Genomic DNA, 20,541 nt, shown 5'->3' with positions numbered 1-20,541 from the left:
ATTACTTATTCAACGCTGGTACATCCTTCCTGACGACATCAAACAACCCGGAGCCGATAACGTCAAGGGCGGATTGCATCCGTTCAACCGAAATGTTGTCCTCGATTGTGTCCTGCGGAGTATGGTAAACCTTTTCGATGTGATAGACGAGCGGATTCCAGCTGTCGACACCCATCCAGATGAACAGCGCCGCAGGTATTCCAGCCTGGTGGAACGGAACATGGTCGCTGGAGCCGAACGTTCCTGGTAAAATATCAGAATTTCCAAGACGCGCGCCAGCCGCTGTTGTAGAGTCCGTTACTGCATTCCTGCTGCCGTCAGGTGTCATCGCATACAGATTTTTCGCTGGTCCGTAGCTGGTCGCAACCATATCCGGAACAAAGACCGCTTCAATATTGTCCTTTTCAGCCTGGGACAGCTGGTTCACATAATGCCTAGCACCAAGGAGCCCGCGTTCTTCCGAGCCGAATGCGATAAATTTCATTTCCTTGTCTGTATTGTAGCCCTTGTACACACGCGCAAGCTCAAGCATCAAGCCGACACCCGAGGCATTATCGTTGCCGCCGGGAGCACCGACGACGCTGTCATGGTGTGCACCAAGGATAACCTGCTTCCCATCGTCCTTTGATTTCGCAGGTTTTGTTGCGATGACGTTTACCGACTGGAGATTGCTAAATTGCTCGGCTGTCAACGTCATTTCAACAGGGCCATTCGCAAGCTTTTCCTTGATCCACTCCCCTTGAATAAATGCTGCGCCAAAGACAGGGACATTGACTTTTCCAATTAAGCTAGGATTGAACGTCTGCCCATAGTTGCCGCGGCTTCCGACTAAACTTTGCAAGATAACACCGGCTGCACCTTTTGCAACCGCATTATTCACCTGTGCCCGGTAATCTGCAGTCGAGGCTCCCCTTGCCATGACAACAATTTTTCCAGCTGTATCAGCCGGGAAGTCACTCAGGTTCGTTCCACCTTCTACAAAAATTACCTCTGCTGTCACGCCCTCGCCGCTAATCTTCCCATTCGGAGCAGCGCCCATCTGCCACGATGTGCCGTCACCAAAACTAGCAGCCCCTATGTATTGATCGGCAACCGGGAAGTATTGGTACTCCACATCGTAACCATATCCCTTTAGCACTCTCGCGATATAATCTGCAGACTGCTTTTCAGCTTCAAGCCCGCCCGGACGAGGCCCGATTTCCTCGGATAAATACCGGACATGCTCAATCGCCCGCTCAGCATCGACCCTCGCAATCACCTTCTGGTCCTGAGAGTAGGCTGATTTACCCGCCCCATCATTCGCCGCATACCCTACCGAACCAAATGCCATCGAAACCGCCAATAATGAAGCCGCAACCTTTAACCCTTTCCTCCGTAACACCATCCAATCCCCCCTAAAATAATAGACTACTAATCTCTGATTAGCAGTCTGGTAGTCACACCTATATCCTAGCCCACCTATTCTCCCAAAAACAACCAACTAAATTACTAATATTCAGAATATTCTTATAAGACTTTTACCCTAGTTCTATTCTTTTTTGAAAAATCGGTCTACGCTCCCCGCTGCCCATTTCATGCCAACGCTCTACTATCTTCCTATATTTAGCACGTTTGAATGTTCCTGTCAGCGGTTATTTCATATACAAACAAACTAGGACTCATCAGAGAGGTGACGAAGCATGCAAGTAAACCCAAATTTAACTTTGGCTGATATATATGGACCTGAATTTATTCTCAACCCGCGGACATCGTACTCGGGCTTTGGCTGGATACCGACCGACAACGTTGACTTTGATGATTTCCGCACTGGTGCTCCGCTGTCGATTGCAGGTGAGATGCCGGTAGTGGCCAATGAACGTGTCATTACGGAAGAATCTCTTCAGCTGATGCGGCTTGCCGGAATCAGTGAGCCGTCCAGCCTTTATGTATACAACGACGAAGAGTCGATTAAAAGCGTGATAAACTCTTGTATTGAAAATGATACGAAACAAGTAATTAATCAAATTTACCCTCCCGAGGAAATTCCGGAGAAAGGGTATTGGATCAAGCCCGACCTGCTTTCATACCTGAACAACAAAGCGAGCCTGTCGGAGCTTGTTCCCGAAGGCCACTATCCGCGGCGGATGGCAGTCAAACCAACAGAGCTCGACCGCGTCAAGAAGGAATGGAAACTGCCTTTTGTTTTAAAAACAGCAACCGACCTTCCGAATGGAGGCGGCATCGATGTAGCTCTCTGCCAAACGGAAGAAGATGTCGCGAAGGCCTGGGAAGAATTCAAGGACAGCGAACAAATTGTCGTGGAGGAACTCGTGGAAATCGAAAAAAACTATTGCGTTCAATTTGCGAGGACGCACGAGGGTGAGATTGTTTGCCTTGGAGCGGCCGAGCAAATCACGACAGAGGAAGGAAATCACCGCGGAAATTGGATAAGCGACTGTGAGGCGGCACCTGATGAAGTCATGACCGTTGGCGAAAAAATCATGGAAAACGCCGCAAAGCTCGATTATGTCGGCGTTGGCGGATTTGACATCCTGACCACGACAGACGGGCGGATTGTCTGCATCGATCTCAACTTCAGGCTGAACGCTTCAACGCCTGCCCTGCTGTTGAAGGACAGTATTCTAAGTTCCACGGATAGAGAATACCTATTGTACCGGACATGGGAAATCGAGGCCGATTGGGAGGAGTTTTATAACGACTGCAAACAGCTGATCCAAAATCGTGACCTCTTCCCGCTATCCATCTACAAGCCAGAAGACGGGCAAGATGCAAAAACAAGAATCAGCGCCATCCTCGCAGGCGACACGAAAGAAGAAATCATCGGCTTAGAGGACCAACTTAGCCAAAAAGGGTGGAACTAAAGACGGTTCTCGTCCGGCCAACGTTCTTTAGTAGTATTTATAATAGTAAAAGTAAACCCGCTAAACTGAATTACTGTTTAGCGGGTTTGTTTAATGCACTTACACAACTTCCCTATCCCAGAAACGGTGTGCGGCAATAGCATGCACAAACTGGGCAGCGAACTCTGAGGGGTCTGACCCCGCAATGACACCAGGCTGTCCGAGAATACCGGCTTGTTCCACGACTTCCGCACCGGCGTGCGTGGCGCCAATTGGCTTGTAGTGCTCAAATGCTTCCTGTACAAAGTCCAGGGCTGTCTTTTTGAATTTCGGGCTGTTTTCCGAACCACCAACAATGTAAATTGCGTCAAAGATTACAGAATCGGCTGTTACATAGGAGAATTCAACAGGAAGTTCAAAATTATCGGTGCCTCGAATTGAACCAAGATTTTCGCTAATAATCGCAGGTATAGCTCCCTCTGCCTTTATAGCATCAAAAATCCCCTTTATTTCATTTCCGTTAAACCCTTCCTCAATTAGAACTCCAACCATGCGGGATTTCGCAGTTTTTACCGTATTGGCCATGCTTAGTGCCGGCGATGACTTTAACGAAGCGGGCTCTCTCGGCTCCGGCACCCTGGCACCAATGCTTTTAGCAACCGGAGTGATCAATTCCATGCTGACATTTGCGAGCATATCAACAACCTGCTGGCGTACATCCGGTGATTTCACCTTGCCGAGTTCAAAGGTCAAAGCATCAATGATGTGCTGCTTTTCAGGCGGGCTCATGCTGTTCCAGAACATCGACGCCTGGGAAAAATGATCCTTGAAACTGTCACTGCGAGCCCGGATTTTTTGCCCATCGACTTTCTCCTGATAATGCACATAACCGCCTTCCTCAGCAGTAGCTGGTGCAGGCGTATTTTGCGCAAGAGAATTCTTGTGGTAGCTTACCTGGCCCCTGTTGATTGTCTGGCGGCCAAAGCCATCACGCTGGTTGTTGTGGAACGGACAGACAGGGCGATTGATCGGCAGCTCGTGGAAATTCGGTCCGCCAAGTCGCAATAGCTGTGTATCAGTATAAGAGAACAACCTTCCCTGCAGCAGCGGGTCATTCGTGAAATCTATTCCTGGCACAACATGTCCAGGATGGAAGGCAACCTGTTCAGTCTCGGCAAACACATTGTCGACATTCCGGTTCAATGTCATTTTTCCAATGAGCTTGACCGGAACCTCTTCTTCAGGCCATAGCTTGGTCGGATCAAGAATATCAAATTCAAACCGGAACTCTTCTTCCTCAGGAATCATTTGCACACCTAGTTCGTACTCGAGATAATCGCCTCTTTCAATCGCTTCATACAAATCGCGGCGATGGAAATCCGGGTCCTTACCGGCAACCTTCTGGGCCTCGTCCCACACCTGTGAATGCACACCGACAACTGGCTTCCAATGGAATTTGACGAAGTGTGCCTTGCCCTGCTCATTCACAAATCGGAATGTATGAACACCGAAACCCTCCATCATCCGATAGCTGCGCGGAATAGCGCGGTCCGACATTGCCCACATCACCATATGCGCCGATTCTTGATTATTGGCAATAAAGTCCCAGAACGTGTCGTGCGCGGTCGCCGCCTGTGGCATTTCATTATGCGGTTCAGGCTTCACAGCGTGCACAAAGTCAGGAAACTTAATCGCATCCTGGATGAAGAAAACCGGCATATTGTTGCCCACAAGGTCATAGTTCCCTTCCTCTGTATAAAACTTAGTCGCAAACCCGCGGACATCACGGACCGTCTCCGCCGAACCCCTCGATCCCTGTACTGTCGAGAACCGAACAAAGACTGGCGTTTTTTTTGAAGGATCTTGCAGGAACTTCGCCATTGTATATTCCCTCAATGACTCGTACACCTGGAAATCACCATGAGCAGCAAATCCTCGGGCATGAACGACCCTTTCCGGAATCCGTTCATGGTCAAAGTGAGTCATTTTTTCACGGAAATGAAAGTCTTCCATCAACGTTGGTCCGCGGACACCGGCTTTAAGGGAAAACTCATCCTCTGACACCTTTAAACCTTGATTCGTCGTCAGCTTCTGGCCCGTGTCATCCACCTTAAACTGCTCGAGCTGCTCCTGCTTCTTATTCATCTCGGAATTGCGGTTATCTCCCATCATCATCCTCCTAATGTTTAATATGTATTGCTCTAAAAGAGCTCCCAACTCCCTCTACCCTTCCCGGCCGAAAAAAAACGGGAATATCATTTAAGTCTCACGCCTCTTTATAATTGAGGAGCTTTCCGCTTTCGGCGTAATTTCTCTTCGCTATAAGTGCTGTAAGAGATTTATCTACTAAACCTTTTTGCTGGTTTAATCGTGGGTGGACAACAAGAGATTTATCCACTAAACCCTATTTGCTGGATTAATCGTGGGTGGGCAACAGGAGATTTATCCACTAAACCCTATTTACTGGATTAATCGTGGGTGGGCAACAGGAGATTTATCCACTAAACCCTATTTGCTGGATTAATCGTGGATCGGTAGCAAGAGATTAATCCACGAAATCTCATTGTGGATTAATTATGGGCAGGCATTGAGAGATTAATCCTCGAAACTGTATTTGTATTGATGTGCAACCAAGAACTGCCTCTCTATGCACGCCGCGGCTAACGAGAACCATCCCCAGGTTCTGCCGAAAAAAGTTCTTGCCAATGCCCCTCTCCGCATTTACTGTTAATGGTAATAACCTGTAAAGGAGAGTGCGCGGATGAGTATTCTCGAAGTGTCTTCACTGAATCCGGATTTTTCCTATATCATTTCCAAGAATCCTGCGAGCGGGATGCTGGTGAAGGGAATTCGTAAGGGACGGGCGTTCGGATGGTATCCGAGGCCAACAGCGTACAGCATTTATTTCAAGGATGCCGATAATGAGATTTCGTTCCCGAAAAATAAAGAAGAGAAGTTTGAATACCTGAATGTGTCGCGGTACAATTCGCCACGGATTCCGCTTACCGTGATAGCAGACTTTTTCTCGACAGCCTCGAAAAAGCGGCATGAAAAGGACAGCGTGGGCTTCACCAACAGCTTCACTGTCAACATGACCCATATCGAAAATGAGCACTATCTCTCATTCTTCAAAACTCATTTCAAAGATTACGAGATTGAGTGGGAGTGGCTGGCCCATAAAAATGCCAGAATCAGTGTCACAACCGAGAAATCCGTACACGAGCTCTTGAACTATGCCAACGTGCTGTTCTTGTTCCTGACAATTATGGGCAAGGAATATATTGACCTGAATAATGAAATTGTTGAAAAATTCCTGCGGAGCATCAACACGATCGATGCCCCATATTTCATCCGCTACCTGTTCGCGCGGAATGCGTTCGTGTCGAAGGATAAATTTTACAAGTATAAGGAAGAATTGCAGCAGACGAACCGCTATAAGCTCGACCTCGCCTATGGAAGTACGGCCCAGCAGCGGCAGGCGTGGATTACGAAGAATCTCACGTTCGAGCGGCCAATCCTTGATGTCGGCTGCGGTGAGGGGGCGTACAGTCTGCCGTATGCGAAAAAAATCGTGCCGCAGTTCGTCCATGCAATCGACATTGATGACGAGGCGCGCGCTAAAGTCTCCCACAAAATGCGCGTGAGGGAAGTTGATAACATCGTACTCTATAACTCGCTTGAAGCGTTCCTTGATACATATGACGGAGAGGACGTCGATGTCATCCTGACCGAAGTCATCGAGCATATGAGCATGGACCAAGCGGAGGAACTGGTTAAGCAGCTTCTGCAAACCGTAAACTGGAACACATTCCTTCTGACAACACCGAACCAGGACTTTAATACGTACTATTCAATCGAGTCAAGGCATAACGACCATAAATGGGAGCTTGGCAGCCCAGCGTTTGAAAAATGGATCAAGAGCATCCTGCCTGCTGGGATCGAAGCTGAATGCGTCGGAATTGGCGACTCGGTGGACGGAATTCATACAACCCAGGCAATTATTTTTAAAAGAAAACCTGTAACGCAAACCGCTGTCATAAAGGGAAGCCTGTCTCTGTCGGCAGAACCCGCACTTACAACCGGAAAGGACGAAGGTTAATGAGGATTTCAGCACATACTCACACGATTTTTTTAACCGTCGGGCCTTCGGAGGCTGGCAAAACGACGTTCGTAACCGAAACGCTGATTCCGGCGCTGCAGTTTGCGGACGAGGCGACTGGATACCGGACGAACATACAGTACCTGTCGTCGGACAGCATTCGTCAGGATATTCTTGGCTACGCATATGACAAATACAACGAAAACATGATGGAGGCAAGCGCCCAGGCGTTCAGCCTGCTGTACACAAAGCTTGACCTTGTCACTCAGTTCCCGATTAATTGCGATTATGCAATCGTCGATACAACCGGGCTTTCGGAGGGCTTCCGCGATAACATCCTCGAGATTGGCCGGAAAAATAACTACCGCGTCGAGATTCTTTTGTTTGATTACAAAAATATCCGCGACCATTATGCTTCTGACCGAAGCAAGCGAATCATCGCCCAGCAGCTGACCCGGATGCGCCAGGAGGTTCTGCCGAATCTGAAGCGGAATAGGTTCGACGCAATCCACCGTATTCGCGAGAAAAATTTCACAGGAGTTGAAATCGTTGCTGCGGACAGAGACGAGTATCTATCCCACCTGCTTCCGCACGGCCACCGTTATGTCATTATCGGGGACGTACATGAACAGGTGGATGCATTGAAGGAGCTCGTCAAGGAGCACGGCTTCGCGATTACCGACGGCCAGATGAGCCCAGACGAGAAAAATGCAGATAAAAAATTCGTCCTCATCGGCGATTACATTGACAAGGGCGGCAACACGAAGGCGACAATCGACTTCCTTTATAATAATAAGGACCATTTTCTATTTGTAAAAGGAAACCATGAGAACTTTGTCTACCATTTCCTGAACGGAAACATCAAGGAAAACAACAGCCTGTACTTCGACAGCATCCCTCATTTCGAGGAGGATACCGACTCGCGGGCTAAGTTCGAGGAGCTGTTTTCACTCGCGAAGGATTTCTATCGGTTTATCGGCCTGACCCAGCCCGGGTATTACATCACCCATGCGCCTTGCGAAAATAAATACCTCGGCAAGCTCGACAAGGATTCGCGCAAAGCACAGCGCCGGTTCGCGACCAATTTTTCCAACATCGAGGACGGGCTCCACTTTTTAAAAGAGGAAGCGGTGAACAACCACCCGTTCCACGTTTGGGGCCATATTGCCACAAAAGACGTGGTGATGCTGAAGAAGAAGCTTGGCATCGATACCGGAGCGGTGCACGGAAATACGCTGACAAGCGTGACGCTGAACGGTAATAAACCATTTTATCGGACGATCAAGGCCGGCCAGGGTGCCGAACTTCCTGTCCTTTTTTCAAAAAAAGAAAAGGCAGTTGACCTTGCGAATTTGGAGGAGTCTTCGAGGAAGCGGCTAGGCTATGTGCTGGAGAATAAGATTAATTATATTTCGGGGACGATGAGCCCGGCGAATAAGGATTTGGCGGCCGGGGTGCTGGAGTCGCTGAAGGAAGGCCTCTATTACTTCAAGAATAAGGGTGTCGCTGAGGTTGTGCTGCAGCCGAAGTATATGGGGTCGCGCTGTACGATTTATTTGACGAAGGGAGAAAGCTATGCGACGAGCCGGAATGGGTTCAAGGTGAATCATGTTGAGCTTGGGCCTGTGTATGAGGCTCTTCTGGCAAAGTTTTCGGATTATATGGAGAGAAACGGCGTTCGGATGCTGGTTCTGGACGGTGAGCTATTGCCGTGGAGCGCGCTTGGGAAGGGCTTGATCGACAAGCAGTTCAAGGTCGTTGAAAAAGCGCTTGAGACGGAGCTCTCCTATTTGAAGGAAAATGGCTTTGAGGAGCAGTTCGGCAAGCTTGTTGAACAGTATGAAACAAGCGGCTTTAAGGCTGCGAAGGTGAAGAGCTCGAAAAAGGATTTGGTACGCGACTTTGGCACGACCGCTTACGGCAATTATAAGGATATGGATGAGATTCTCGATACGTATCATCCGCTTGATGAGCACATCAAGGCGAGCGCGGTGTTCAAACGCCAGCTTGAGCTGTATGGCAAGGAGTCCGAAGTCCATTACAAGCCGTTCAATGTCCTGAAGATTGTTTATGAAGATGGGCGTGAGGAAATACCGGAGATGAGGACGTCGGAGATTTATTCGCTGGTAAATGGAGACCGCCAGCTTGTGCTGAACCTAAATGAGGATGCTTCGTTTGCTTTGGCCGAGGAATTTTTTCAAACGCTGACGATGGATGAAGGTATGGAAGGCGTTGTCATCAAGCCCCAGCAAGATATGGCAGGTGTGGTGCCGTTCATGAAGGTGCGCAATCCGGAGTATTTGACAATTGTTTATGGCTACGATTATACGTTCCCGCATAAATACAGGAAGCTGTTAAAGGAAAAGGCGATTGCGAAAAAGCTGCAAACGTCTCTTAACGAGCACAGGCTGGGCAGGGATATGCTCGTACACCCGGCCAGCACCATCAACGAAACCAATGTGCCATTCCAGCAAACCGTCGCCAACCTTCTTTTTGAAGAGCAAAGAGAGAAGGAACTGGATCCGAGACTTTAAGGAAGATTTCAGCAAAAATATATGCGGTTTTAGAATAACCATGACGGGAGACACAAATAAGGACGGTTCTCTTCTGCAGTTGGCAAATGAGAACCGTCTTTATTTAGCTCTTTGGGAGCTGAATTCGGAAGTTTGTGCCTTGGTCGGGTTGGCTTGTTACGTTTATGGTCCCTTTGTGGTTTTGAATGATGTTAAAGCTGACCATGAGTCCAAGGCCGGTTCCTTGTTCCTTTGTGGAGTAGAATGGCTCGCCAATTCTTTTAATCATTTGTTCTGACATGCCAAGGCCATTGTCTTTTATGTCGATGCAGACATTCTCATCATCAATGGTTAGGGAAACATGTATATCCCCACCTTTTGGCATGGCTTCAATTCCATTTTTTATTAGATTTAAAAATACTTGTTTTAATTGATGCTGATCGCATAGGACTGTAACCTCGTCAAAACTCTCCTGATAAATCAGGTGAATTTGGATGTTATTTAAATGGCATTCCGATTCAAGCAGTGAGATCACCTGCATCACGATAGGGAGGATTTTCTTTTCTTTAAACTCGGCAACATACGGCTTGGCCAGCACCATAAAGTCATTGACAATATGATTAATTCGTTCAATTTCATCTATGATAATATCCAAATACATATCGCGGTTAATCGTGTTGTTTTCCTTTAGAAGCCTAGCGAAACCACGGAGTGAAGTGAGAGGATTTCGGATTTCATGAGCAACCCCTGCGGCCAATTCCCCAATCACCGATAATTTCTCGGTTCTCATCAGCATTTCCTCAGACTTTTTCCTAGATGTAATATCGTGGCTAATCTCCACAAAGTTTTTGATTTTGCCATCCGAAGACTGCACTGGAACAATCGTTGAATAAATCCAATAAAAGGAGCCATCTTTTGCCTTCTTAAAAATTTCTCCCTTCCAGACCTTCCCCTGATTGATAACCTTCCAAATATTTTTAAAAAAGGATTCCGGATGGAGTCCTGAATTCAGGATACTTTGCTTTTCCCCTACAAGCTCTTCTTTACTGTATTTGGAAATATCGCAGTAATGATCATTAGCGTAGGTAATTTTTCCATCAGGATCAAGTATTACAATAATGGAAGACTCATTGAGCGCTGTGGCGATTGAACATAATGAATTCAAGCTAATTTTTAAATTTTCTTCTTTGAACATAAGCTCAGTTATATCCCTACTTATGCATATGTAACTTTCGGGAATGCCGTCTTTTCCAATTTGGGGAATAATTTTATCCTGTACCCAATAAATACTGCCATCTTTAGCTTTATTTCGTATAACACCTTTCCATTTTGCCCCCGATTGTATTGTTTGCAATACCTCTTGAAAAAAATGATCGGAATGATAGTCGGAATTTAACATATCATGACGTTTTCCAAGAAGTTCATCCCTTGAGTACTTGGATAAAATACAAAAAGCATCATTGACGTAAACAAACTTCCCTGTTGAATCTGTCATGGACAAAGCAATCGTTTCATCAAGTGCAAATGATATACCCTCCGGAAAGCCCAGAAGTTCAGGTTCAACACTCATATATTTCCTCCTACATAAATGGCAGTCCAATATGAGTTAATTATAATCTATTTTGAAAAAATATTTTGAATTATTTTTTGAATTTTGGCAACACGGTTCTGGCAGGCGAGAAAGGCACCCATTTCAACATTTTACCACTGCAGCCGATTTCCGAGGTAATCCAGAAATAGGGGCTTGGCTTCTCTTACATATTCATATTGTTCTGCGAGCGCAATGAGCTTGCTGGCGGATTCGTCGGCGGTTAGTGGTGCGGCTGTATCCAGTTTCCCCTGCATATACGTTTGGACCCAGCCAGGGTGAAGGATTAGAACACCCCCACCAAATTCCTTCAACCGATTATGTACTAATGCAGACTGCATATTGAGAGCCGACTTAGACATGCAATAGCCGAAGTTGTTGATCCGATGGCAATCCGCTACGCTTCCTGCCTCCGATGAGATGTTTACAATCAGCTTGGTTTTGCTTTTTAAAAGCAACGGAAGAAAGGTATTGGTAACGCGAATTGGCCCCAGCGTATTCGTATCGAATACACTCATCATGTCTTCAAAATTCATGGTGTCAAGTACGGTCGCTCTGGTATCCCCAAGGATTGCCGCGTTATTAATCAGCCAATCGAGTTTACTAGATCTCGCTTCAACCCGGACTTTGGCCTCCTCAATAATTTTACTGTCGGTTACATCAATTGCAACGATTTCCAGATGATTCGAATATGCAGCCTTCAGTTGCTCCAATTCAGATGAAGCTTCACCCCTAATTCCTGCAAACACCATGCAGCCCTTTTCCAACAACTGTCGGACCAATCCAAGGCCAAGTCCGCGGTTAGCTCCTGTTACCAAAACAACTCTAGCCATTTTAAACACACTCCCTCTTCTTTTTAAAAATAGTACCCTAAAAAGTACGTGCGGACCCATCAATTAGACGGGTCAGCACAATTTTTTTACTTGTTAGTCTTCATTTTTTTGAAATGCTGAATCATTATAGGCCAGGCCTGGAGGAATCTCTTCGATGCTCAGATTATCCAGCATAAGCGTACCTGCGCCTGTATCCATGTTCAGGCTGGTTCCGTCAAAGAGGAGGGCAAAATAAAATAAGCAGTTGCCCTGCTTCTTTTATTTTTGAAGGTGAACAGTTTCTGAAACCTGTTATAATAAAGTCAAGCGTGGGGTTTGTTCAGGGGCTGTAAGGGGATAGAAACATTAAGAAGAATTTAGGTTGTTTAGCAAGACGGGATAAGGAAATGAATAAAGAGTCCATTCTACATAATTACATGAAGCATAACAATGTTTCCCCTGCATATCCAAGGTGGTAAATGAGTAATTCAATGATAAAATGAAAGTACTTTAACTAGAGGGTGACAACCATGTCAAAGAAACGATTTATTCCCAACGCACTGACTTTCGGAAACCTTTTCTGCGGGTTCCTTGCGATAGGGTATATCATGCACGGGGATATTAGAAACGCGACAATCCTGATTTTTATCGCGATGATGCTCGATGCATTGGATGGAAGGGTTGCGCGGATTCTCGGCGTATCCAATGAATTCGGGAAAGAATTGGACTCACTTGCGGACATCGTGTCCTTTGGTGTGGTACCAGCGTATTTGGCGATTAATACGTACTTCGCTGATTTCGGGATGACTGGCCTCGTGCTAGCCGGGGCTTTCCCATTATTCGGCGCCTACAGGCTCGCGCGGTTCAACCTTACTCAGTCAGATGTGTCATTAAATCATTTTCAAGGGGTTCCAATCACATTTGCCGGCGGCCTTGTAACGTTTTTGATTTTGTTTCACAACAGTATCCCAGTTCTCTTGTTTGCAATTATTTACATTCTTTTATGTTATTTGATGGCCAGTACACTTAAAATTCCAAGCTTCAAAAAAATCCCGCTACCACGGTACGGCGTCATTATTACAGCCTTTATCTTCTATATGATGTATTGGGCCGCAAAAGTAAAACTGGAAAGCATACCAGTCTTCTTCTGGATCGCACTTGCCATGTACATCGTATTTCTCGTCTTCCGCTTTGTTCGGGAAAAGGAAATTAAATGGATGCCAATCCGCGGAATTCGAATCAAGAAATTCAAAATCCGCAAACGCAAAAAACAAAAAAAGACCAAGTAAGGTTCTCCGGTTTGTCAGTCCCGCTAATGGTGCTAATTTGGGATGGTTCGTTTGCCAAATGCAAAATTAAAAGAAGCAGAGTCCGCTCTGCTTCTTTTTTATGGCTGGACATTAACAGAAAAAGGCGTGCACCAAATCGGGCACGCCCTTTTTCCATAATTACTAATTAATTTGAGCTGGTTTTTCTTCTTTGAATGAAGTATAAAACCCCACCTAAGAGAAGTAACATGAACCCAGCAAGTACAATGTTAAAATTGTTTGTTGCAGTGTCAGGAAGTTGATGAGTTGGGACCATGGAAGAAGTTGGTGCTGTCTCGAATACCCCAAACGTACTAAAGTGATCAGTATATACAGATACTTCACCATTTTTGTATTCTCCGCCAATCAGTTCCCATTTTCCTTCTTCTTCATTCCAATAATAAACTTTTACATTGTTAGGATTTTTAATTTGTTTCGGATCAACTTTGAATGTAAGTTTAACTTTACCGTTGAATTCATGGTATGATTTTCCATCTGCTTCAATTGTAAAATCGTAAACTCCCAGTGAACCTTTTACATCCATTTTCTTCACTTTAATATCCAGGTTTTCTACTAATGGAAGGATAGAAGCTGGAATTAGTACATCAACATTTCCATTTCGCACTTCAATTGAAGCGCCCGCATCCTTCAAAGCTTGAATTTGGTCTTTAGTAAGTGTCAATGTTGCATTATTCTTATCTTTAACTTCAACAACTACTATTGCTCCATCTTCAAGATCTTTAAGTGCCTCTTCATCAATTTTATACTTGTTACCCTCTTTAGCTGCTGGCACTTTAATTTCTTTGCCTGGTTTATTTCCTGGTTTTTCACCTGGTTTATTACCCGGTTTTTCACCCGGCTTATTCCCTGGAGTTCCGACTGGATTTTCTCCCGGTTTATTGCCTGGATTTTCTCCCGGTTTATTACCTGGATTGTCACCTGGTTTGTTTCCTGGGTCTTTACCTGGGTCTTTACCTGGGTCTTTACCTGGGTCATCACCTGGATCTTCACCTGGGTCTTCACCAGGGTCTTCGCCTGGATCTTCGCCTGGATCTTCACCTGGGTCCACACTTACATCAACAATTCGACCCTCAACTTTAGTAGGGATGCCTTCGCTGCCGATGCTTACTAGATGGTCACGGAAGTTTTCCCAATCGGAAAGACCTAGGTCTGTTACACGGCCTTCTGCATACGCTTTTGCGAATACGTCATAACCGTCGCCGCCTTTAGCTGTGAAGGCGTTAGTAGCTACAGTGTATTTCACATCATCTTGAAGCTTTACATATTTACCATTTGCATCAAGATAAGATACAGATACAACGCGCTGACCAACTGGTTTTGTAGAATCGAATTCGACTTTACCACCAGCAATATGCAAGAATCCGCCGTTTTCACCTGGATATCTGCTTAAAGATGTTTCAAATGCCTGCTTAAGTTCGGCTCCTGTTACTTCCATTGTTGCAAGCGTGTTGCCAAATGGCAGTACGCCTATTACTTCACCAACAGTGATCGGGCCAGCATCGATTGCGGCACGGATTCCACCGCCATTTTGAAGGGCCATGATGATGTCCTTCTTTGTGAATTCTCTGGCTTTTTCGAGCATACCGTCGGTAATCAAGTTACCAAGAATTGTTTCGTTTTTACGTACACTTGGTTTTGTATCATCGCCATTTGTACGTGGGTTTTCTAATGCGATTGGTGCTGATACGCCGATTTCTTCTTTAGCAACAGCATCAACCTGAGCTTTGTATGGCGCCAGGACATCAACCGCTTCTTGATCAGCATCTTGTGAGCCGATTGCAATCAGACGGCCATTGTTTTCAACCACAACACCATTTTGGTCAAATGTTACATCAAGTACGCCAAGGTTAGCGTTGGCATTGCCTGTTTGAACGATTACTGTAGGGGTCTCATCCGCTGCAACTACTTTTGCTTCTTTCAGTGCAGTATGGCTATGTCCGCCTACAATTACGTCAATACCTTCAACTTCTTCAGCAAGGGTCAAATCATTATCGATTGCTTCATTGTCATCATAACCAATGTGAGTTAATGCGATGATTTTGTTAACCCCCTGTGCTTCTAAAGATTGCACAGTTTTTTCTGCTTCTAGAATGTAATTTTCGAATGCGATAGAGCCTGGGCTTGAAATGTCAGCTGTTTCCTCAGTTGTTAAACCAAAGATACCGACTTTCTCACCATTTACATCCTTAACAATTCCATTGTAAATTTCACCATTTACGTAAGCTGCTTCGATAGAATCATTGAAGATTCCTTCGAATTTAGCGTCCTTGGAGAAATCAACGTTTGCACTTACAAATGGGAAGTTCGCTCCCTTGATAAAATCAGCCAATTTTTGATGGCCATCATTTGAAGAGCCAAGGTCAAATTCATGGTTGCCGAAAGTCATTGCATCAAAGCCCATCAACTTCAGGATAGCCAAATCAGCAGCACCAAGGAATTCATTGAAATACAAGGTACCTGTGAATTGGTCACCAGCGTGAAGAAGAAGTGAATTAGCACTTTGCTGCCTAACTTCTTTAACAGCAGTTACTGTCTTCGGCATATTTTCAAGCGCAGAATGGACATCATTTGTATGCATGACCGTTAAGTCAAATTCGCCTACAACATCAACGATTCTGCGTTCAGTTTCAGTCGGGATTCCTTCAGAACCAATACTTACTAAATGATCACGGAAGTTTTCCCAATCAGATAGGCCAAGGTCAGTTACACGGCCTTCTGCATAGGCTTTTGCAAAAACATCATAGCCATCGCCGCCTTTAGCTGTAAAAGCATTTGTTGCGATAGTGTACTTCGCATCATCCTGAACTTTTACATACTTTCCATTTGCATCAAGATAAGATACGGATACTACACGCTTACCTTTCGGTTGTGTAGAATCGAATTTTACCTTACCGCCAGCTACATGCAGGAATCCACCGTTTTCTGCAGGGTATGATCCAACAGAAGTTTCGAAAGCTTCCTTCAGCTCGGCACCTGTTACTTCCATCGTAGCAAGAGTATTGTTGAATGGCAGTACAGTGATTACCTCACCAACAGTGATTGGCCCAGCAGGAATGGCTGCGCGGATACCGCCACCGTTTTGAAGCGCCATGATAACGTTTTTACCAGTGAAGGATTTCGCTTTTTCAAGCATAGCATCTGTAATCAAATTACCAAGAATTGTTTCGTTTTTACGTACACTTGGTTTTGTATTATCACCGTTTGTTCGTGGAGTTTCCAAATCTTTGTCAGTTGTTACGCCGATTTCTTTCTGGGAAACGGCTTCAACTTGCGTTCTATATGGTGCCAAAAGGTCTGCTGCTTCTTTATCAGCAGCTTGAGATTTAATTTCAATTAATTGTCCATTATGGGATGTTACTAAACCATTTTCATCAAATTCTACGTTCAAAACGCCAAGGTTTGAGTTGGAGTTACCTGTTTGAACGATTACAGTAGGAGTTCCATTTGGATCTACTACAGTAGGTTTTGCCAAGGCAGTATGCGTATGCCCGCCAACAATCACGTCAATACCTTCTACTTGTTTAGCAAGCTCGAGGTCATTATCGACTGCTGCTGCATCGTCGTAACCAATATGAGTCAAAGCCACAATTCGGTTAACACCTTTTGCTTCAAGAGCTGCTACAGTTTTTTCAGCTTCAGCAAGGTAGGTTTCGAACTCAATGGAGCCAGGGCTTGAAATATCAGCGGTTTCTTCTGTTGTCAAGCCGAAGATACCAACCTTCTCGCCGTTTACCTCTTTAATGATGCCATTGTAAATTTCGCCGTTTTCAAAAGCTGTTTCAATAGAATCATTGAAGATGCCTTCGAATTTGCTATCTTTAGAGAAATCTACGTTTGCACTTACAAACGGGAATTGTGCCCCTTTAATAAAGTCAGCCAATGCTTCATGCCCTTCTTGTGAAGAACCTAGATCAAATTCATGGTTCCCAAACGTCATGGCGTCAAAGCCCATTAAGTTCATCAAAGCCAGGTCAGCTTTACCCTGGAATTCATTGAAATACAATGTTCCAGTGAAGGCATCCCCCGCATGAAGAAGAAGTGAATCAGGATAAGTTTTTCTTGCATCTTTCAGTGCAGTGACTGTCTTTGGCATATTATCCAAAGCAGCATGCGTGTCATTCGTATGCATAATTGTTAAGTCATATTTATCAGCTAAGTCAATCTGAACTAACACAGGGTCATGGTCAGATGCTTGTCCTTGTGCTTCAGTAAAGTTTGCATTGATATGAATCATATCAGCTTTAGTAGCATGGACTAGATTATTTGATACTAAAATATGATCTAGAACCTGGTTGTTTCCTTGGAAGAAGTAAGAGAAACGGTCTGCAGCAGGAACTTTATCAACCATATTTGTTAGAACATTGCCCTTTAAAGCCTTAAGTGCCGGTGTGAATTCAAAATCATTGATGTCTCCAGCAACAACAACATTCAGGGCAGGATTTTTTGCAAGGCCTGCTTTTATAAAATTATTGATTTCTGTTGCCAATTTAATACGTTCAGCTTCAGAACCTAATTTAGGAGGCTGGTTTGAGCCCCACAGTGATTGGTCTCCGCCTTTTGAATTCAAGTGGGCACCAATTACTACGACGCGCTCTCCTTGGAATTCGAATTCTGCAGCAATCGGTTTACGAGTATCCGAGTATACAGAAGGATTAACAAATCCAGGGTTAAGCGTTAAGTTTCCGTTTGCTGTCCAGGCATTAGCCTCTGTACCTCCGCCTCTAGTGCCTGGAACCAAAGATACACGTTCAGGGTTGTACAAGTACCCAACGCGGATATTGCCGCCAGGAGCGCCGCCGCTTGTGTTGTTTACAGGCTCAACATCGGTCCATTTATAAGTCGGGCCACCAGCAGCAACAATTGCATTAATTAAACGCTGATAGCTTTGTGAAGCATCGGCATTGCCGGAATTTGTTTCGCCATCATTATCTTGTACTTCCACTAGAGTTATAATGTCTGGTGACTTCATATTGTCAACAAAGGTCTTTGCAATCTTAGCAACCTTTGCATCAGGTGTGTTTGATGTGTTGTTAGAGAAGTTTTCAACATTGTAAGAAGCAACAGTAAGTTTTCCGTCCGCTTTTTCAATATGAGTAACTTCTTGTTTCAATTCTGCTTTGATTAAAGTCGGCAAACCTAGAGTTTTGTCAGCAACTACCTGATAGCCAGCGCTTGAATACGTAAGGATACCGATAACATCGCCATCAAAGCGGTCGCCGGAACGGAAATCCTCGCCAGCATTGTCCAGGAAGACTTTTTCAGGATTGTAATCGTCAGCTGCGATATTCAATCCCCCGAGTGAATTCAATTCGTTATTTGTCGTGCTTTCAACAATGATTGGAACATCCCTATTGTATGGAGGTCCAACGACAAGCGCATCCGGGAACGAAACGCGCATGTATTCAACGGACTCCCAGAAGTCGATGCCATCTTCTGCTGGATCAAATGATTGCATCATATCATTGTCAATAACCTTGTTTGGAGGGGTAATATCTTTTCCAACAACAAGTGGTGCAGGCAGTTCCGCTTTAGTGTCACTTGTTTTGGTAACAGCAGTTGCGGAAATTCGTGTTGTGGATAGGTTCGCACCACCGCCAGATTCTGTAATAGTTCCGTTTACAGATACTTGGTCACCAACAGCAACGCCATGAGCGGATTTGTTTACTTCAATTGCTTCTGAAGTCGCAGGATCGTTATCACCTGTAGCATCTTGCATAACAAAACTGCTTGAACCGAATACGTGAGTTACAATACCAGTAATGTTGGTAACAGAAGCTCCAGCAAAATCGGAGACATGTCCTTTTCCTTGGATATCATGGATTTTAGCGCCAGTAGTATCAAGGATTTTATACGTAAAGCTGAATACTTCACTTGCAGTACCGTTTGTAACCGCAATGGCTTTAATAGTAGTTTCACCTGTTTGCAATGCAATTGGCTCAACATATTTTGCGCTTTCTACAGTTGGAGTTGTACCATCTGTTGTGTAGTGAATTTCTGCTCCTTCAACGCCGGACTTCAATTCAATCTTAGTGCCAGCTGGAACAACACCTTGTGTTTGTGTTGCATAAACGGCAGGCTTGTTAACCAAATCATAGCTATCTAGACCAGTAGTCTTTAAGTGGAAGCCACCATCATTAATAGAACCAAGTCCAACAATATGAACCTTATCGCCTTCTTTATAATGCTTAACGAATTCGTCAAAATTGGAGCCTGTCCGATTGTCATGGATAACCCTGACTTTTTCTCCGCTTTCAAACAATGCATTGAAAAGAACGGTTCCATACCCATCTTTAGTTAATTCAGTGATTTCTACATTTTCAAGCTTAAGCAATTCAGCTTGTGTAGTTTCATCTACTGCCTTAACAGACTGGGCTGCTGGAAGAGGATTGCCAGAGGAAACAATCACAAGACTTGTTGGTTTTACCTCGAGCTCACCTTGGTATGTAATCAATTCACCGGTTAATTTTACTTTGTCACCCGGTTTAACATTTTGCGGACTATTATAGATAAACATACCGGCAGTATCATCCTGCATATAGAATGAGTCGCCGCCCCAAAGGCCAGTATGGGAAGTCGCGATTCCTTCTATTGTTACAGTACTGTTTAAAGCCGCTTTACGAGCATCTGCAATTTTAATTGGCTGCTCTTTAGGTGGTTCGGGTTTCAGGTTGTCATTCGGGTGAGAACCTAAACCATCGTAAGTGTTTGCAGCTAATTTAAACCATTGGCCGTCGAGAGTAACCTCATCTGCTAAATTAGTATCTCCAGTAACTACAGAAGACTCACGGACAAGTGTTGCATTAGCAGCAAAGTCAGGACCTGAAGTAGCAGTTTGTTTACCTAAAGAGTCAATAATTGTTCCATTATGTTTTAAAACAATTGGATCATTTCCATTGAATTGGGTTAAACTGCTTGAATCCTTAATGAAGAGATTTCCTTCAGTGGCAGCATCTTTCACTGCATTAAAAGCTGTATAATTAGTATCTGTACTATTTTCTAAGGCGCCATTATAAATTACAGCAGTTTTCCCAGGCTGTAATGTACCCGTTAAAGCTAAGATGTAACTTCCGCCCTTGGCTTGTCCATTGTTGTATTGCTCAATGGTATAACCTGATAAGTCAACAGAGTTTGCAGTTCCATTATAAATCTCAACAACCTTACCGTTTCCGCCATTCGGTTCAACATATTGAGAAATAATTAGATTAGTAAACGCTGCTTCTGCCGCGCTTACAACAGGCGCAAAATTAGCCAGGAAGCTGGAAAATACTAAACTAAATACTAGTATGACCGGTAAAAGTTTCTTTTTTAATCTAGGTCTCATATTTCTCTCCCTTTTGGATCGTATTATAAATCTAAATCTC

General features: G+C 44.7%; 9 protein-coding genes. 4 read left to right on the top strand and 5 right to left on the bottom strand.

Annotated elements, in window-relative coordinates; translation table 11 throughout:
* Position 1: 1 nt before the first annotated feature.
* Positions 2-1,384, bottom strand: a complete 1,383-nt coding sequence (locus AM500_RS05855) for a M28 family peptidase (protein ID WP_053598396.1) — start codon at positions 1,382-1,384, stop codon at positions 2-4.
* A 295-nt stretch (positions 1,385-1,679) separates the two neighbouring features.
* Between AM500_RS05855 and AM500_RS05850 the strand changes: the two genes are divergently transcribed.
* Positions 1,680-2,861 carry an ATP-grasp domain-containing protein gene (locus AM500_RS05850; RefSeq protein ID WP_053598395.1) on the top strand — a complete coding sequence of 394 codons (1,182 nt, stop codon included), beginning with the start codon at positions 1,680-1,682 and terminating at the stop codon, positions 2,859-2,861.
* A gap of 99 nt (positions 2,862-2,960) precedes the next feature.
* On the opposite strand, the gene AM500_RS05845 is transcribed toward AM500_RS05850, so the two are convergent.
* Positions 2,961-5,009 (bottom strand): catalase, encoded by a 2,049-nt coding sequence (locus tag AM500_RS05845; RefSeq protein WP_053598394.1) that lies wholly within the window; start codon positions 5,007-5,009, stop codon positions 2,961-2,963.
* Between the two features lie 592 nt (positions 5,010-5,601).
* Here AM500_RS05845 and AM500_RS05840 point away from each other — a divergent pair.
* On the top strand, positions 5,602-6,939 hold the full coding sequence (locus AM500_RS05840) for a class I SAM-dependent methyltransferase (protein WP_053598393.1): 1,338 nt from the start codon (positions 5,602-5,604) through the stop codon (positions 6,937-6,939).
* Entirely contained in the window at positions 6,939-9,473 is a 2,535-nt protein-coding gene (locus tag AM500_RS05835; RefSeq protein WP_053598392.1) for a metallophosphoesterase, read from the top strand. The genes AM500_RS05840 and AM500_RS05835 overlap by 1 nt, the downstream gene beginning before the upstream one ends.
* Before the next feature lie 103 nt (positions 9,474-9,576).
* On the opposite strand, the gene AM500_RS05830 is transcribed toward AM500_RS05835, so the two are convergent.
* Both AM500_RS05830 and AM500_RS05825 read right to left on the bottom strand, forming a co-directional pair.
* Positions 9,577-11,022 (bottom strand): PAS domain-containing sensor histidine kinase, encoded by a 1,446-nt coding sequence (locus AM500_RS05830; protein ID WP_053598391.1) that lies wholly within the window; start codon positions 11,020-11,022, stop codon positions 9,577-9,579.
* Between the two features lie 131 nt (positions 11,023-11,153).
* Complete coding sequence (locus AM500_RS05825) at positions 11,154-11,873, bottom strand: SDR family oxidoreductase (RefSeq protein ID WP_053598390.1); 720 nt, start codon at positions 11,871-11,873, stop codon at positions 11,154-11,156.
* Between the two features lie 509 nt (positions 11,874-12,382).
* Here AM500_RS05825 and pssA point away from each other — a divergent pair.
* Positions 12,383-13,141 carry a CDP-diacylglycerol--serine O-phosphatidyltransferase gene (pssA, locus tag AM500_RS05820; protein WP_053598389.1) on the top strand — a complete coding sequence of 253 codons (759 nt, stop codon included), beginning with the start codon at positions 12,383-12,385 and terminating at the stop codon, positions 13,139-13,141.
* Positions 13,142-13,307: 166 nt separating this feature from the next.
* Here pssA and AM500_RS26040 read toward each other — a convergent pair whose 3' ends face one another.
* Positions 13,308-20,501 (bottom strand): 5'-nucleotidase C-terminal domain-containing protein, encoded by a 7,194-nt coding sequence (locus AM500_RS26040; protein WP_053598388.1) that lies wholly within the window; start codon positions 20,499-20,501, stop codon positions 13,308-13,310.
* Positions 20,502-20,541: the final 40 nt, after the last annotated feature.

This window comes from Bacillus sp. FJAT-18017 (genome assembly GCF_001278805.1).
Classification (GTDB): Bacteria; Bacillota; Bacilli; order Bacillales; family Cytobacillaceae; genus Bacillus_D.
The sequence above is the reverse complement of the archived record's forward strand: the minus strand, read 5'-3'. Positions and strand labels throughout refer to the sequence as shown.

Coding starts and splice junctions, on each gene's coding strand:
- AM500_RS05855 (WP_053598396.1), bottom strand. CDS start 1,384: ATGGTGTTACGGAGGAAAGGGTTAAAGGTTGCGGCTTCATTATTGGCG.
- AM500_RS05850 (WP_053598395.1), top strand. CDS start 1,680: ATGCAAGTAAACCCAAATTTAACTTTGGCTGATATATATGGACCTGAA.
- AM500_RS05845 (WP_053598394.1), bottom strand. CDS start 5,009: ATGGGAGATAACCGCAATTCCGAGATGAATAAGAAGCAGGAGCAGCTC.
- AM500_RS05840 (WP_053598393.1), top strand. CDS start 5,602: ATGAGTATTCTCGAAGTGTCTTCACTGAATCCGGATTTTTCCTATATC.
- AM500_RS05835 (WP_053598392.1), top strand. CDS start 6,939: ATGAGGATTTCAGCACATACTCACACGATTTTTTTAACCGTCGGGCCT.
- AM500_RS05830 (WP_053598391.1), bottom strand. CDS start 11,022: ATGAGTGTTGAACCTGAACTTCTGGGCTTTCCGGAGGGTATATCATTT.
- AM500_RS05825 (WP_053598390.1), bottom strand. CDS start 11,873: ATGGCTAGAGTTGTTTTGGTAACAGGAGCTAACCGCGGACTTGGCCTT.
- pssA (WP_053598389.1), top strand. CDS start 12,383: ATGTCAAAGAAACGATTTATTCCCAACGCACTGACTTTCGGAAACCTT.
- AM500_RS26040 (WP_053598388.1), bottom strand. CDS start 20,501: ATGAGACCTAGATTAAAAAAGAAACTTTTACCGGTCATACTAGTATTT.